General features: G+C 41.6%; 11 protein-coding genes and 1 tRNA gene. 5 read left to right on the plus strand and 7 right to left on the minus strand.

The annotated features are described in order from the left end of the window. Nucleotides 1–61: 61 nt before the first annotated feature. From BN3769_RS03680 to BN3769_RS03700, 5 genes are all read right to left on the minus strand, one after another. On the minus strand, nt 62–709 hold the full coding sequence (locus tag BN3769_RS03680) for a hypothetical protein (protein WP_068467697.1): 648 nt from the start codon (nt 707–709) through the stop codon (nt 62–64). A 97-nt stretch (nt 710–806) separates the two neighbouring features. Next, a complete protein-coding gene (locus tag BN3769_RS03685) occupies nt 807–1,298 on the minus strand; it encodes a hypothetical protein (RefSeq protein WP_068467699.1) in 492 nt (163 codons plus the stop codon). A 129-nt stretch (nt 1,299–1,427) separates the two neighbouring features. Next, nucleotides 1,428–2,387 (minus strand): NAD-dependent epimerase/dehydratase family protein, encoded by a 960-nt coding sequence (locus tag BN3769_RS03690; protein WP_068467701.1) that lies wholly within the window; start codon nt 2,385–2,387, stop codon nt 1,428–1,430. A 10-nt stretch (nt 2,388–2,397) separates the two neighbouring features. Beyond that, nucleotides 2,398–3,735, minus strand: coding sequence for an HAD family hydrolase (locus BN3769_RS03695; protein ID WP_068467703.1), 1,338 nt, complete (start codon nt 3,733–3,735; stop codon nt 2,398–2,400). Nucleotides 3,736–3,854: 119 nt separating this feature from the next. Continuing rightward, nucleotides 3,855–4,682: a ParB/RepB/Spo0J family partition protein gene (locus BN3769_RS03700; RefSeq protein ID WP_068467705.1), complete on the minus strand. Its 828-nt coding sequence runs from the start codon at nt 4,680–4,682 to the stop codon at nt 3,855–3,857. Nucleotides 4,683–4,864: 182 nt separating this feature from the next. On the opposite strand from BN3769_RS03700, the gene BN3769_RS03705 reads away from it, so the two are divergent. The 5 genes from BN3769_RS03705 (at nt 4,865) to BN3769_RS03725 (ending at nt 14,792) form a co-directional block, all read left to right on the plus strand. Then, a complete protein-coding gene (locus BN3769_RS03705) occupies nt 4,865–5,614 on the plus strand; it encodes a hypothetical protein (protein WP_154017811.1) in 750 nt (249 codons plus the stop codon). Between the two features lie 1,200 nt (nt 5,615–6,814). Then, nucleotides 6,815–8,278, plus strand: coding sequence for an F-box/WD repeat-containing protein (locus BN3769_RS03710; RefSeq protein ID WP_068467710.1), 1,464 nt, complete (start codon nt 6,815–6,817; stop codon nt 8,276–8,278). A 306-nt stretch (nt 8,279–8,584) separates the two neighbouring features. Continuing rightward, the gene (gene dprA / locus BN3769_RS03715) at nt 8,585–9,673 is read left to right on the plus strand and encodes a DNA-processing protein DprA (protein WP_068467711.1); all 1,089 of its coding nucleotides are present in this window, start codon (nt 8,585–8,587) and stop codon (nt 9,671–9,673) included. 40 nt (nt 9,674–9,713) lie between these two features. Then, on the plus strand, nt 9,714–12,326 hold the full coding sequence (gene topA / locus BN3769_RS03720; RefSeq protein ID WP_068467713.1) for a type I DNA topoisomerase: 2,613 nt from the start codon (nt 9,714–9,716) through the stop codon (nt 12,324–12,326). 354 nt (nt 12,327–12,680) lie between these two features. Beyond that, nucleotides 12,681–14,792, plus strand: coding sequence for a BTB/POZ domain-containing protein (locus BN3769_RS03725; protein WP_068467715.1), 2,112 nt, complete (start codon nt 12,681–12,683; stop codon nt 14,790–14,792). Nucleotides 14,793–14,955: 163 nt separating this feature from the next. Here the strand turns inward: BN3769_RS03725 and BN3769_RS03730 are convergent. After that, nucleotides 14,956–15,028 (minus strand) — tRNA-Ala (locus BN3769_RS03730). Nucleotides 15,029–15,148: 120 nt separating this feature from the next. Further along, on the minus strand, nt 15,149–15,748 hold the full coding sequence (locus BN3769_RS03735) for a hypothetical protein (RefSeq protein WP_068467717.1): 600 nt from the start codon (nt 15,746–15,748) through the stop codon (nt 15,149–15,151). Nucleotides 15,749–16,092 lie beyond the last annotated feature (344 nt).

Genomic DNA, 16,092 nt, shown 5'->3' on the forward strand with positions numbered 1-16,092 from the left:
ACAAAAGCTAACCGTAAAGCCAAATTGGCAAGCAATTTGGCTTTACTAGATGGATTATTTCTTAAGGAATAGGCGAGAAATAACGCTCATAGGTATAGGTATTTGGCCTTGGAGGAGGATTATCCTTATTCTCGACAAAAGGAAGGTCAGCCTCTCTTTTTAGCAAGGCAAGCTCGCGGCTTTTCGCATAAGGTTCAAAGCGCTGATGCGACCAATCAATATTGAATCTCTGATCTTTGCGATCAAAGGCATAAAAATGCACGCAGCCTCCTTGCAACCAAACTAAACCGATATAAAGCTCATCGATATAAAGGCCGTAGAAGCTCTCAAAGCTGATTCTTACATCCAAATCGTTGGCGGTAAAGGGAAAATGATCTAGCTCATAGCTTAAAATCGTATGATTATTCAAGCGATAGAGGAATTCTTCGACGAGCTCAACGAGCAGCAAGCGGGCATCGTACAAAGTCAACAGACGTTGAGAAGAGTACTGCAGACAAATTTTGAGAATGTAGTCATCATAAGACGCCCATGAGTCTTCTAATTCCAAATGCTTGTCTATTTTCATCTTAGTGGAAAAATTGATGACGAGCTTGGACAGCTCTTCCGAATCAATTTTTTTCACCCAAGGGCCTTTTCCCACGATTTTAGGTTGGCAACTTGTCAATATCATGATGGCAGCACATATTATCCAGATCGCTAGGCTACGCATGGTAGGGCACCTCTTACAAAGCTTCGTTTCATTTTTTATCTTGATTGATATGGCAAGTTAATCGAAGAAAGAAAATAAAAAAATAAAAAAATGAAAATTATACCAATAAGGGCCGGGATTCGGATGAATCTTCTTCAAAGTTCATGATTTGATTGACAAGATTCGAATCCCTATCATCTAAGTACTTAAATAACTTTTTGGCAGCAACAGAGGCTTCAAAGGCAATCCAACTTTCGCCATGTGGTTTCATTTGTTCTAAGATCTCTCTTTTAAAGTCAAAGGGAGGAAGGGAAGAAAGAACAGCCTTAACCTGATTTATCATGTAAGCGATAAAGCAATTTTCCCTCTTATTATTAGAAGAGGCTGCTTGTTTTTGCCAAGAATCCCCCTTCGCTTCAATAAGAGAGGCGGCGATGTCCCGAGAAGTTAGTTTCTCTTTCGGTTGTGCGTCTATAATTTGGGATAATTGATCCACCATTTGATCAATAATTTTATTTCTTTTTTGAAAAATACAGTGATTGAATAGTTCTATAGTGGGGGGAACGACAAGGACAGAGCCTGGTTTTAAATCGGAAATGTGAAAGCCCATTATTGTCTCCTTAAATTATGCCTGATAAACCACAATTTAGCTCGCCACTCTATTAACCTGAGTTTGGAGAAACTTTATTAAATCAAATGAAGGAAATCCCATCCAGTTAAAAGGGCATGCGGATCAGATTTACGGCTTATAATAATCCTTATACCAACGGACAAAGCGACCCAGCCCTTCTTCTAAAGAGACTTTGGGGAGAAAGCCCAATTGTTGCGTGCTCTCTTCAATATCGGCAAAGGTTGATACGACATCTCCCGGCTGCATGGGCATAAGGATTTTTTGTGCCTTAACACCCAATTCACTCTCCAAAATGGCTATTAGATGGAGCAATTGCTCGGGATGATGATGTCCTAGATTGAAAACAGCGGCCGAAGGCATTTCGCGGTCGATGGCTGCCAAGATGCCATCAACAATATCATCGATATAGGTAAAATCACGCTGCATATTTCCGCGGTTATAAATCTCAATTGGCTTGCCTTCCAAAATAGCTTTGGTAAAAGAAAAATAAGCCATATCAGGGCGCCCCCAAGGGCCATAAACGGTAAAAAAGCGCAGGCCTGTCACTGAGATGCCGAAAAGGTGATTGTAAGTTTGCGCCATCAGCTCATTGGTTTTTTTTGTCACTCCGTAAAGGCTGGCTTGGGCATCTGTACGGTCTTCAATGGAAAAGGGAACCTTTTTATTCAGGCCATAGACAGAAGAGGAAGAGGCATAAGTCAATTTGATGGATGGAGACTGCCGGCAGATTTCTAAGATATTTAAGAAACCTTCGACATTGGCCTGTAAATAGGCAAAAGGCGCTTGCAGGGAATACCGGACGCCCGCCTGAGCGGCCAAGTGCAAAAGGTGAGTAGTGTTATGATTGGCAATGGCAGCTTGCAAATGCTCGAATTGTTGGATGTCTCCTTCTAAAATTTTGATGCCTCGTCGGGTCAATTCTCTTGCACGGTCGCGTTTGAGTTGGACATCATAATAGGAATTGAAGTTGTCATAGCCAATGACATGGTCGCCTCTTGCATGCAATTGAAGAGCGGCATGAAAACCGATGAAGCCTGCCGCGCCTGTAATAAAAACTTGCTTGCCCATTACTTTCATCCTAGTTTGAAAAAATTACTGACTTAGGTCTCCAATACCGCAATAATAGGGCATTGGCAATGACGGACACGAAACTTACCGCCATTGTTCCCGCAACAATCAGGGGATTGAGCAATCCGGCTGCTGCAAGTGGAATGGTTAGAAGATTATAGATGAAAGCCAAAAATAAATTCTGCTTCATTTTCCGCATCGTTTGGCGGGATAAATCTATGGCGGCAGCGAGGCTTGATAAATCATGGCGCATAAGGGAAATATTGGCGGCTTCCTTAAGCATATTGCTTTCCATCCCCATTGCAAAGCTTACGTGCGCTTCCATTAAAGCCGGAACATCACTGCCACTATAGCCGGCCATTCCAACAATCGCTCCCGATTGCTTTGCTTGCTGAATGGCCTGTACTTTTTCTCCTGTCTCCAGTGCCGTTTTGATTTCTTCTATTCCCGCTTGTGTAGCAAGAGACAATGTGTTTTCTTGCTGACTGTTGGTGAATAATATAGGAGTTACATGCCGTGCTTTTAATTGTTGAATGGCTGCGCTTGTTATTTCATGAAAAGAGCCTAAGAAGAGGAGGTTCATTCGCGCAGCTTGCTCCATTGCGGCTGCTTGTCTGAAAAAAATGCCTAGCTGAGCCCCCGTGCTATTAGCCATGAGAATGACGAGGGGAAGGGCCACTCCCAACATGCAAGGGCAAGCGATGATGAGGACGCCAATGGCATTGATAAAGCCACTTGCAGGCTGTTCAATCCCAAGGCTCCATACTAGATAAGTAAAAAGGCTTATTCCCAGGATAATAGGAATAAAAATAGCCGAGGCTTGATCGGCTAATTTTTGAACAAAGCCCTCTTTCAATAAGTGGGCAAAGGACTCTTTTTCCAAAGAGAGCCTGTTTGGCTGCAGATGAATTAATGCCTCTAATGCAGCAAAGGCGCCTTCCTTAGTTAAAGCCTCCAACCAGCGCCCAAATAGCGTAAGGGTAAGGATAATGGCGCTGCTTTCGAAGTATAAAGGTTGAGGCATATGCAAAAAGTAAACGGCCAAGCTAAAGCCATAAGCGGCCGTTGTTCCCAAAGCCACGAGGAGATCCATATTCCCCTTAAGCGCTCTTAAAGCATAATAAGAGGAACGATAAAATTGCCAGCCGCAGCCTATCTGCACCATGGTTGCCAAGAGCAGTTGCAAGTCCGAAGAAAGGGGGAAGGAATAGCCTAAACCCATTGCCAGCATTTGAAAGAAGAAGGGAAAGGACAAAAGAGCTGCGATTAAGAAATAGCGAAAAGAGGTTTGTTTTTCTTTAATCCATGCTTGGCGTAGTTCTTCGATGCTTAGTTTGTTCTTGTCCATATTGCCTCTTAGAGAGAAAATAACTTCGAATCCGAGCCATTAGCAGTTTTAATACACTTTTTTGGAGACTATTGGCAATTTCAAAATGCTTAATACCAAAGGAATGAAGTCTTGCCGTTCTATAGTTCTTGTTGGAGGCCGAACAGATGTAAAAGACGGTCTAAGTCATCTAAGTTATAATAGTCAATGCTGATGCGGCCTTTTTTTCCCTTGCCTTGGATGGAGACTTTGGTTCCCAAGCGATGCTGAAGCTTTTCAGCCAGCTGTTCCAAATAAAAGTCCCTGGTCACATAGGTCAGTTGCTGCTTTTTGGCTTTTTCGCCGATGCGAGCAGCGGCTTGTTCAGCTTCGCGTACATTGAGCTGGTCGCGTATGATCAAGTCATGCAATAACTGCTGCTTATCTTCTTCTTCCAAAGCTAAAATCGCTTTGGCATGCCCCATAGTGATTTTTTCTTTTAAAATGCTGTCTTGTATGGCGACCGGAAGAGAGAGCAGGCGCAAGTAATTGGCAATTGTGGAGCGTTTCTTTCCCACTCGCTGGGCTAAACGGTCTTGGTTAAAATCAAATTCCAGCATGAGCCGCTTCAAGGCTTTGGCAATTTCTAAAGGATTTAAATCCACGCGTTGAATATTTTCGATCAAGGCCGCCTGTGCGGAAAGGGAGCAGGAGGTCTGGCGGATAAAAACCGGTATAGAAGAAAGGCCGGCCAGTTGCGCCGCTCTATAGCGTCTTTCTCCTGAAATCAACTCATATCCTTCAGAATCCGGAAGCGGGCGCACAAGAGGGGGATGGAGAAGGCCAACGGCTTTGATAGACTGCGCCAGCTCTTCTAGATCTTCCCGTTTAAAATCACGGCGCGGCTGATAAGGATTAACGCTAATTTGCGTAAGAGCGACTTCGCGCAATTCATCTTTATAAGGAGGATCGATTAATGAGCTATCCATAACAAAATTGTTCTTTCATCAAGGAATGGAAATCTAGGGGATTAGAAATATTTTCAATCGTTTCTTATTTGAATGGTTCTTTACAAGAAAAAGCTGAAAAATATTATGGATTTATTTATGATTTTTTTCACATCAAATTAAAGCAAGTCCGCAAATATTTAAAGCAAATTGAGTGGCAAGTTATGACAAAACAATCGATTGGTTCTCCTCAGTTAAACTCTTCAGATTTTTCCGAAGGATGGATGGATCATCCTTTTGTAGAATGGCTCTCTGCTTATAAGCAGTATTTAATAGGGGGATGCGTAGGCTTGTTTGCCCTCTTAGTCCTTGCGTACCGTTTGCTTTCTACGCAAACGCTGCAGGCTGAAAAAGATTTCTTTCAAGCGCAAGCCGATTTTCTTCAATTTCAGCAAAATCAAGATCCTTCCGCCAATCCAACTCTTTTAAAAGAATTGAAAGACATCATGGCGCGCCATCCTGAGCTGCATGCGAAATATGACGGCGCGTTGGCTCAAACCCTTTTAATCGAGGGCAATCCATCCGAAGCCAAACCCTTTGCCCAATCTTCTTTTCAACGCACAAGGCCCGATCGCTTAGAATTTTATCAAGACTATGCCAAAACATCTTTATTAATTGGCGAAGGATTATATTCCGACGCTTTAGCCCAAGCTAAACAGCTAAAAGATAAGATGGACCAGCAGACTGATTCGGAAGCTTTCGGACAAACACTTTACACGTTCAATCTCATCCGTTTGGCCATGCTCTATCAACAGCTTAATCAGTCGCAACAGGAAAGCGAGGCTTGGGCTGCCCTGCAAAATCAAGCTGAAAAACATCTAGTAGACGTTTTGCCCGTTTATCAGCTTTTTAAAACAGGTCAAACATCTTTAAATCATTATATCGATGAACGCAAACAAGCGTTGTCTCCTTAATTCAGATGGAAAAAGGGAGGCTTGCTTAACAGGCTGAGAATAAAGCAGAAATGAAAACGAGAACCTTGCGCAATTAATCAAAGCCTGTTAGATATAAAAAATAGTTATAAAAATTTGTTCTTTCTTTGTTTTAACTCCTTGAGAGTTAATGCAAATAAGATCAAAATCTTTTGCTTAGCTTTAGTAGGCAAAAGAGGTTTCTTATAGCTTCTCAAACGGTGGAACGATAGAGCAAAAAGGGAGGTGACATGAGGCTATTTAAGCGCTCGAAACCACAATAATTGGGAAACTTTTTTTTAGAAAAAATAGAAATAAGACTCGCTTTTTAGCGAGATAGGAATCAATCTGAGAGGACGATGATAGGGCTGAAGCATTGGGCTGAAAGCCATCTTTGTCTGGAAGGATATGTTGTTATTTTGGAGCTTGTTCAGGAATGAAAAAGCAACTTAATTGCCTCGTATTAACCGGGAGGAAGGTTGTCATACCGATCGTTTAGTCTTGGTCGTTCTCTTAAACTACCTTTCTGAAGGTAGATGGAGAATAAACGTGAGCAATCATCATAGCTCGCTCGCGCTGGAAGAGATAAATGAACACGCAGAAGTAGAAACAAATTTTGATCTACTCAACCAAGTGCGACATCTATCTATCAGTAGTGTTTCGACTGACTCCCAACGGCTGCGCCAAGTCGTTAAAGTGAGTGGAAGCATTACCGTTTCTTTCTAGCGAAAGAAAAACTAAGGGGCGGTTAATCTTCGATTAGCCGCCTTCTTTATTTTTATTCTTATTTTAAACTTTCCCTGCTTATTTTGCTTGCAATTGAAGACCGGCGTAGAAATAGCGAATGTCTTCTTGCGGGCTTAGAGACGCTTATTGGGCAGCTTCTACGGACTTCTGTCTACAAACTCAATAGCGTATTGGGATGCTTGCTTAGGACTTGAGCGCTAAATCTAGGGACATATCAAAGGCTTATAAATCCAAGATCGGGGAAATTCCTTCTATAATTTGAATAGTTTAATTTTATAAATCACTTGTTGTTAATTGAAATTTAACTTTATTCATCTGTTTTCTAAATTCATTTTGAATTTGATGATCTAACTTTTTTAATTCTTTTTATTATTTTTAATTTTCGAAAATGTAATTTGTTGATATTATTGCTAAAAATAAAAATAAGTAAATTGAATTTATAAAAAGATAAGTGATATGGCAATAGATCAAATTGATTTTTCTGGTCTTAATTCTTTTAAATCAGTAGAGCCTGAACCTTCTGCATTGCCATTGCTTTCTCTTTCCGACGAAATGCTGTTGTATATTTTTTCTTTTTTGAAGTCTGATCCGCATTCGCTTAGCAAAGCCTGTTTAGTCGATAGGCAGTGGCATCAAGTAGCAGGAGATCATACATTGAATCCAGCTCTTAGAGCGCTTTGTATATGCTCGCACCCTTTAATTATTGGAGAGCAAGCAGGTAAATTTACGCGTATAACTTCTCTAGACGCTTCTCATGGTCAAATCGTCTATGGATACGGGAGCAGTTATGCAAAGAGTGTATGTGTCTATAACCTGTTAACAAAAGAAACGAGACACATCAGACTTGGTTATAATACCAGTGGTTTTGCTGTACTTGTAGACGGCAAGCTATATGTAGGAACGGATGATGGCATCGAGTATTATGATGAGGCAGGCCATAATGAAAGAATTGTTCAGGATGTGTTGAATGTTGGTCCCAATATTGAGCATATATTTGCTCAGAATGGCAATAAACAACGGATTGCTTTTACGGGGCTTACTTCCGATAGTATCAAAATATACGATGCGGCAACAAAGAATACGCTAGAAATTCAAGATGAGCGCAACGGTAGGGATCGGAGCTGCCTAGGTGGCCTCACTTTCTTAGGAGAGCGTTTGGCCGTTGGCTATGCAGTTTTTAATCGGATGAATGAGAATTATGTTAGTGTATATGATGCGGCGGGCAGCAAAATTGCCGAAAAGCTATTTGAATCCCACCCTTATAAAATGGTTGCCGATGACAATCATTTGATTGTCTTCTTTTCTAACAATGATATCAAAATATTGGATCCGGATACATTAGAAGAGCAGCATAATTTAAAGCTTCAGGTCGGCTGGGAACATCCGGATGATAGGTCTAATACGTTAGATATCTTTGCTCTTCACGAGGGAAAAATATTTACTCTCGCAGAGGAAACATTTAAAGTATTTGACGTTGCAGCGGGAGAGCTCATTCAAGAGTTTAAGCGGCCTGATGGATCAAAAATAGTAGCTAGTTCTGAAACGGAAAATCCCATTTCTATTCAAGGCTCTATTGTTGCCTTAGGAGTCAACCTGTCAAAAGAACAATATGCTGTGGAGCTTTGGGACATTGAAACGGGACAGAAGATGCATTCTTTCCCCACTATAGGGTCTGCCGAAAAAGTTAAATTGGAAATGGGGGACAAGCCTCAGTTGACTGTTGGAATTAAAGGCGGGGCTGTTCAGGTATGGAATTTTGAGATAGAGTTAAAACAAAAGAATGAAGCCCAGGCAGCGCCTTCTATTGAAGAGGCAGCGCCCATAGAGGAAATTTCCTCTCCAGTGCAAGCTCAGACCTCTCGTCCTTCCGATCTAGAGAGAGTTTCTTTAGTAAATTATTTAAGCCAATCCAATGGCTAAGCAATGCGTTGCTCCAGCGTCTAAATTTAATTGTTGGTTTCAATAAAATCAGCTTGATTCTTCTAAAAAAAATTGGCAAAGTAATCAGCGTTTTTAACAAGTATTTGCTTTCTTTGGCCAAATCCTGTTAAAAAAAGTTGCGAACTTATTTCTGTCATAAGATTTGAAGGATTTAGAGTGTTCTCAAGTAAAAGGAATGTAGGCCATTAGGGATTGCGCTCACTCTTGTTCCCTTTCTTTCTTTGCAAGACTTCTCACATTACTTTAAATCTGCATGATTGATCTTATCCTGTAAGGGAGAGCGGCTTGAACGAATTAGAAGCGTTAGTCATTTTAACAAGTATCCCTTATTTGGGCTCTATTAAGATCCGCCTGCTGATCGAATGTTTCGGCTCGGCTATTCAAGCCCTGCAAGCTCCGCTTGGCCAATTAGCAGAATTGCCCGGCTTTGGCCCTAAAATTTTATCGGCTTGGCAAAAGGCCTTGGAATCCGAAGAGTGGAAAGATCAATTAAAATTGGCTGAGCGCTTGCAAGTTCATTTGATAGCTTTTAATGATCCGCGCTATCCAAAGCGTTTATTGGAAATTGCAGATTATCCTTTAATCCTTTATAATAAAGGAGAAGTACGCCGAGACGATCAGCGGTGCATTGCTGTCGTCGGTACGCGCCATGCAACCTTATATGGAATGGAAATGGCCCGGCAGATTAGCCGGGAATTAGCGCAAGCCGGCTTTACAATTATTAGTGGCCTTGCGCGTGGAATTGATACGGCTGCCCATCAAGGCGCTCTAGAAGGCGGTAGAACGATCGCTGTACTGGGCTCTGGAATTGCCCGCCTTTATCCTGGCGAAAATGCGCAACTTGCTCGACAAATCTGCGAGCAGGGAGCCGTCATAAGTGAATTTCCTCTGACAACCCCCCCAGATCGAACGCATTTTCCTCAACGCAACCGAATTGTAAGCGGAATGAGTTTGGGCACGCTTCTCATCGAAGCTCCCCGGCAGAGTGGAGCAATGTTAACCATGGAAAGGGCTTTGCAACAAGGGCGACGCACGTTTGCTTTACCGGGCAGGGCGGATCAAGAGACTTTTTGCGGCAACCATGCCTTAATTAAGGAAAAAAAAGCCGATTTAATTGAAAACGCGCGCGATATTATCGCCTGCTATGACAATTTTCTCTTTCCTATACAGGATAAGCCGCCTGCTCAGCCGTCGGTTTATTTAGAGAAAGAAGAGATGGAATTGCTGTGCCAGCTTCCGACTGAAGAATTATCGATCGAAGAAATAGCCCGGCGGCTGCAGCTTCCCATCTCAAAAATCAGCATTCTCCTGATGAGTTTAGTATTAAAAAAAATAATTAAAGAATATCCTGGCAAAATTTATAAAAAAATTTAATAGAAGAAGCAAATTCTTCACATGATGGAGCGAATAAAAGATGGCAAAAGCGCTGATTATTGTAGAGTCGCCCGCGAAAATCAAGACATTGAAAAAATTTTTGGGGCCCAATTACATTTTTGAATCGTCGATTGGCCACGTCCGCGATTTGCCCGAAAGAGAGTTTGGCATTGACATTGAGCACGACTTTGAGCCCAAATATACCATCATGCCTGATAAAGAAGAGGTGATTGCCAAGCTGCAAAAAGCCGCCAAGCAATGCGACGTTGTCTATCTCTCTCCAGACCCCGACCGCGAAGGAGAAGCAATTGCCTGGCACATTACCCAGGTTCTTCCTCCTCATACGAATATTAAGCGCGTCTCTTTTAATTCCATTACCAAGGATGCGGTTCTCAAGGCTTTAGAAAATCCGCGCGGCATCGACATTGCGCTTGTCAATGCGCAGCAAGCCCGCCGCCTGCTTGACCGGATTGTCGGCTACAAAATTTCTCCGCTTTTAAACCGCCGCATTCAAAGAGGAAAAGAAAATTCTTTATCGGCCGGACGCGTCCAATCCGTCGCCCTTAAGCTAGTCGTCGATCGAGAAAAAGAAATTGAGGCTTTCAAACCAGTTGAATACTGGAACTTAGGGGGAATTTTTAAAACTGATAAAGAGGACAAGCACTTTCGCGGAGCCCTTTATTCTGTGGATGGCAAGCGTTTCGAGAAAGAAGCGGTGGAAGGCAAGAATTATATCCTTATTCCAAGCAAGGAAGAGGCTGATGCCATTCTCTCGCGCATGAAACAAGGGCCCTATCAAGTGGCCAAGGTCGAGCGAAAAGAAAAAAGGCGCTTTCCCGTTCCCCCTTTTATTACGTCAACTTTGCAGCAAGAGGCAAGCCGCCATTACGGATTTTCTTCGGCTCGCACAATGAATATTGCCCAAGGCCTTTACGAAGGCGTTGACTTAGGCGCAGAGGGATCGGAAGGCTTGATTACCTATATGCGAACAGACTCGGTCCGCATAGCTCCCGAAGCGATTGCAGAAGCGCGCCAATTTATTCAGAAGCAGTTCGGCCATTCTTTCATTCCCTCGGAAGCCAAGCAATATTCGACTCAAAAGAGCGCACAAGATGCCCACGAAGGCATTCGGCCGACAAGCGTTTATAATACCCCGGAAAAAATTCAACGCTATCTAACGCGCGAGCAATTTTTGCTCTACCAACTTATTTGGCGCCGCTTCGTTGCATCTCAAATGGTTCCGGCTATTTATGATACGGTTTCCGCAGATATCATTGCCGGCGAAAATATCCTTCTTCGCGCAACGGGATCGATCATCAAATTTCAAGGTTTCTTAGCGGTATATGAAGAAAAGCAGGATGATGACGACAAAGATGAAGAAAACCGCATGCTTCCTGATTTGCAAGAAGGGCAAGCGCTCCTTTTGCAGGAACTGACTGCTGAGCAGGCTTTTACCCGTCCGCCGCCCCGTTATACGGAAGCATCCTTGGTTAAGGAATTGGAAAAATCCGGCATTGGCCGTCCATCGACTTATGCGACGATCATGAATAAAATTCAAAGCCGCGAGTACACCATTAAAGAAAATGGGCGGCTAAAACCAACGGAACTGGGCCAAATTATTGCCCAAATGCTCGAGTCGAACTTTCAACAAATCATGAATATCGGCTTTACGGCCCGTATGGAAGATAACTTAGAGCAAGTGGCGGAAAATACCAAAGACTGGAAGTCGCTGATCAGGGAATTTTGGGACCAGTTCAACCCAACCTTGGAAACGGCCTTAAAAGAAGCCTTTGTCCCCAAAGTGATGACGGATATTGATTGCCCAAAATGCAAAGAAGGCAAATTGCAAAAAATTTGGGCCCGTTCCAAGTATTTTTACGGATGCAGCCGCTATCCGGACTGCGATTATTCAGCTCCCATCGAAGAGATCACTTTTAATAAGGATGATTATGCGGCCGATTTCAATTGGGATCAATCGTGTCCCATTTGCGGATCTGAAATGAAAATCCGCCATGGCCGCTATGGGGCCTTTTTGGGATGCAGCCGCTATCCTGACTGCAAAGGCATTGTCAATATCCCCAAAAAGGGAGAGGTCGCGCTGCCGCAGGAAAATCTGCCTTCTTGCCCGGCGATTGACTGTCCGGGGCATATGGTTGCGCGCAAATCTCGCTTCGGAAAGACCTTTTATTCCTGTTCGACCTTCCCCGAATGCGATGTGATCGTCAATACATTAGATCAGCTGGAAAGCAAATATCCCGACCATCCTCGTACCGCTTTCCAGAAAAAGGAAAAGAAAGGAAAAAAAGCGGCATCCAAAACAGCAGCGAAAGCTTCAGCGAAAAAAGCGCCCGCTAAAAAGGCGGCTAAATCGGCAAAAGCCTCTAAAGCGGCAGAAGATAAGCCAAAAAAAGAGCGTGCCATGCCAGCTTATAAACTCTCTCCTGAGCTTGCAGCGATTGTCGGAGCCCAAGAGCTTTCGAGGGGAGAGGCCACCAAGCGGATATGGGATTATATTAAATCCCACCAGTTGCAAGATGCTGCCAATAAGCGCTTGATTGTTCCTGATCAGGCATTGGCCAAAGTGTTTGGCACAAGCGAACCTGTTGATATGTTTAAAATGGCGGGCCTAATTGGTGCCCATTTGAAAAAATAAGCATCCATATAGGATAAATCGTTTAAATGTTAAGCGGGCTAAAGGTGATTTAGCCCGTTTTTTATTTCAGTCCATATAGTTAAACTATTTTTCTATTTCAAATGAAGGATTTGTGTCCTTCATTTCTTCATTCAATTTTTAAATTTTTTATTTATTATTTTTTTATTTTATCCAGATATAAACTATCTTGGAGTAAACAGGTGAAATAAATTTTATTTTTTAGATTGATTAGACACTTAATTATTAATTATTTGAATGTATAAAATAATTTAAAATTACTGTTATAATAAAATGACGTTGATGATTAGTTTTATATTTAATCAATTCTGTAATTGATTTATTTGAGAGGTTTATATGTCAACAATTTCTAGCCTTCATCACATTGATCTTCATGAATTAGCGCACTTAAATTTCGATCAAGTGCCTGATTTAAATAAAGGGACGCCTTCGGAAATTATAAATAACTATGAGACATTATTAAAAAAAGTAGAAAATTTTGTAAAAGAAGCCTCGCCTCAGACTGTAAATGCCTCCTTTTATCAAGATGCGTATACAGTCATTCATAAATGTGAAAGAGCGATTAGGCAAATTAGCTCAGTCCAAAAGACAAAGGTATTGGGGCATTGTACGAAGATAGAGAACATTGTGGTAGGTAAATTGTGGCGCGAGCAAGAGAAGAACTTTGATGCCTTTTGCAAAGAGGATTTAAATATTAAGGATCAGGCGAGAATTAACAATATTAAGAAGGAATTTGGAATTGATTCCAACGGTACTTTTCAGATCGAAGGTGACACGCTTATTCTTTCTAAGCAAGCTTTGGCCACTATGAAGGAGCGTTTTTTTTGGCCTCTTTTAAAATCGATGGTAGAAAGCAATCCGACTTTAAAGAAAGTTCAAATTTCCGGCGATCCTCATCCTATTCCCATAGAGACTGTGAACAAGCTTCTGGCGAAAAGGAGGGATTCAAAGAGCGATCTTCCTCCCGTTTTTGGTCAGGATGTTCCTGTTTATTTTACCGGCAAAGAAATTGGAACGTTAGAAGTTGAAGAAATCAAAAAAGGGAAAGGGAAGGTCACGACAACGTTACCCATTAGATCTTTGGATGTTGACTCGTTTTCAATTAAGGGATCCTATCTAGAATTACTGGCCCTTGACTGTCCCTATTTTGAAACTTCCTTGGCAGGGGCTTTTATCGAAGCGAAGAACAAGCAAATTGTTCTTCCAGAGGAAATTACTCCAAAAACTTTTGAAGAAGGCCTGGAATGTCTGTATGGAAAGGGAGAGGTCACGAAAGAGAATCTCCTGCCGCTTCTTTATATGGCTAATTATTACAATCTGTCTTCCTTAACTGATAAATGCTGCCAATTTATGAGCAAGCAGTTAGATCGTTTATATGCTTTGGATGACAAAGAAATAGGTAAAGTGAGAAGCCAATTTTCTGAATTGCAAAGCCAATTTCCTAACATTAACTTGGGGCCTGCCTATGGGAAGTATTATGAAAAAGCGCTGTCTAATGCCATTGGATCGCCAAGGTTTTTTACATTAGTAAAGGAATGTCTGGATAAAAAAATTCCCATTACGTCTCTTAATCTCACAAATAAGTTTACCTCTCTGGATTGGGATGCTCATTTTGAAGCGTTAAGTCAATTTCCTACTCTTAAAAGTATGCATATTGAAGCTAGACAATTTGGTGATAAGGATTTTAAGGGCTTGGGGCAATTGCATTTAGATAGGCTATCTTTCAAGGGAGGCAAATTTACGGGAGAGGGATTAAAGCATCTTCAAAATATGCCTCTTAAAACCCTTAAACTTACCTTGTCAAGCTCTCTGGTTGATCTTAGCCATCTGCCTAAGTTAACAACTTTAAAAAATTTAAACCTCTCTTGTTGTTTTGCCCTCCCTCCAGGTGAGATGAAGCATATTTCCGGATTGTCCGCACTGGAAAAGCTAAATTTACATGCTACTTCTCTTCTCGATGATACGGGCTTGAAACACTTGTCCGGCATGCCACATTTAAAAATATTAAATTTGAGCGAGAATGAGAAAATTACGGATAAAGGAATTCAACATTTACCATCCGGGCTCACTGAATTAAATTTAAAAAAATGTACTCAGATCAATGATCAAGCTCTTCTTTATATAGGTTCTTCATTATCGAAATTGAAAAAGCTAGACATAGCCTTAACTCCGGTCACAGATAGAGGCTTGCAGTTCTTGACCGGCTTTGAAAATGTCCCACCCCTTCATGAACTCAATTTAAATTACTGCAAAAACATCACTCATATTGGAGTTGAGGCCTTACTAGTCCGCTTATCACTTGAAGGGTTATATTTAAACGAAACGCCGGTTGATCCACAGGCTGTACGCAAGAGTGAGGATGCGGTATTTAAAGCGTTTGGTAGAAAAATTAAAGACTTGCAAATATCTCCACCGCAGGTCAGCGACGATTATATTCCTTATTATTGATCGATCAATCAAAATCAACTTCCTCATACGCTAAACTGCAATTGCCGGCAGTGGTTTTGCGTCTAGAATCTTATCAGAGTAAATCGTCCGTTTGTTTAATTTTGATTCGGCCATTTAATTGAAACGGCAATGACGTGAACTGAGAGAAAGAATGAAAGGGAATTGGAGCGTAACGGAGTCGAACCGTTGGCCTCAACAATGCCATTGTTGCGCTCTACCAACTGAGCTAACGCCCCAAATGAAGAAGTACTAGTTTAAGAATTGCCTGTTTTTTAAGCAACTGAAAATAGGTTTATTTTTTTTCGTCCCTTTACCGTCCTCTGCCTGATTTTTTCAGGCTAAGCTAGGGACATGCTCTAGCAAAAGCCGACCCATTCATTGTCTCTTCTTCCTATTTCTTTTAAGACAAATTGTTTTTTTATGGGATCAATTATAAAATCAAATTGAAAAAAGTGATGGATGCTTTGCAAGGCTTGATGATGCTTAATGGCGTCGCTTGCTTGAGAGTGGTGGACGATAGCTTGAGGAAGGTCTTTAAAGCATTCTGAGGTATAGTCATAATTGGGGATTCCAAATACCCCAAAGCCGCCTGTTCCTTTAAGAATTAATGAGTTAATAAGCTGATAAATTCTATAGACGATCACCTTATTTTCTTTTTTAAAAGAATGGTTCGCTTCTTCAAATTGCAGGATTTCGTGAGAGGAAGGAAGAAGGGGCAAATGGGTGGATAATTCTTCTTTTACCTGTCTCAGTTCTACTTGGACAGCTTCCAGCGTTTTCTCCATGGCGCGATTCAAGCGTTGAGATTCTCGCCCCTGAGAGTACCAATCTTTTATGACAAACCAAATCCGTCCTATAAAGGATGTCCGGCGAATATTCTCGTGGCCATCAACAGTTAAATAGCCGCTTTGCGATTTAATTAAAATATGGGCATTTTTTTGCCATTTTATATTCATCCTAACGCTTCCTAGACTTTTGCTAATTACCAAACTTGGATCAATGATACACTAATCTGTCGATTACAGCAATGCCCGCTGTCTTGTCTCTTTTATTCGGCCTTCAATGCTAACGGATTAGATTGTCCTACAAATAAGCAATCCTTATACTCATTCCCTTATTTATTCAAACTCAGGTTAAGGGGGTGTTATCGAATTCATATTCTTTTCCCCAAGGGGTAGTTCCCAACAAGTAATGCTAAAAAGAGCTTGAAATAAGAACAAATACCAGCTTTCCTAGATAGAAAATTTATCAAGGAAATGAAAATGAATCTAAATTGTCCAAGCTGTAACTCTGAATGTAT

The sequence above is a fragment of the Candidatus Protochlamydia phocaeensis genome (genome assembly GCF_001545115.1).
GTDB classification, from domain to species: domain Bacteria; phylum Chlamydiota; class Chlamydiia; order Chlamydiales; family Parachlamydiaceae; genus Protochlamydia_A; species Protochlamydia_A phocaeensis.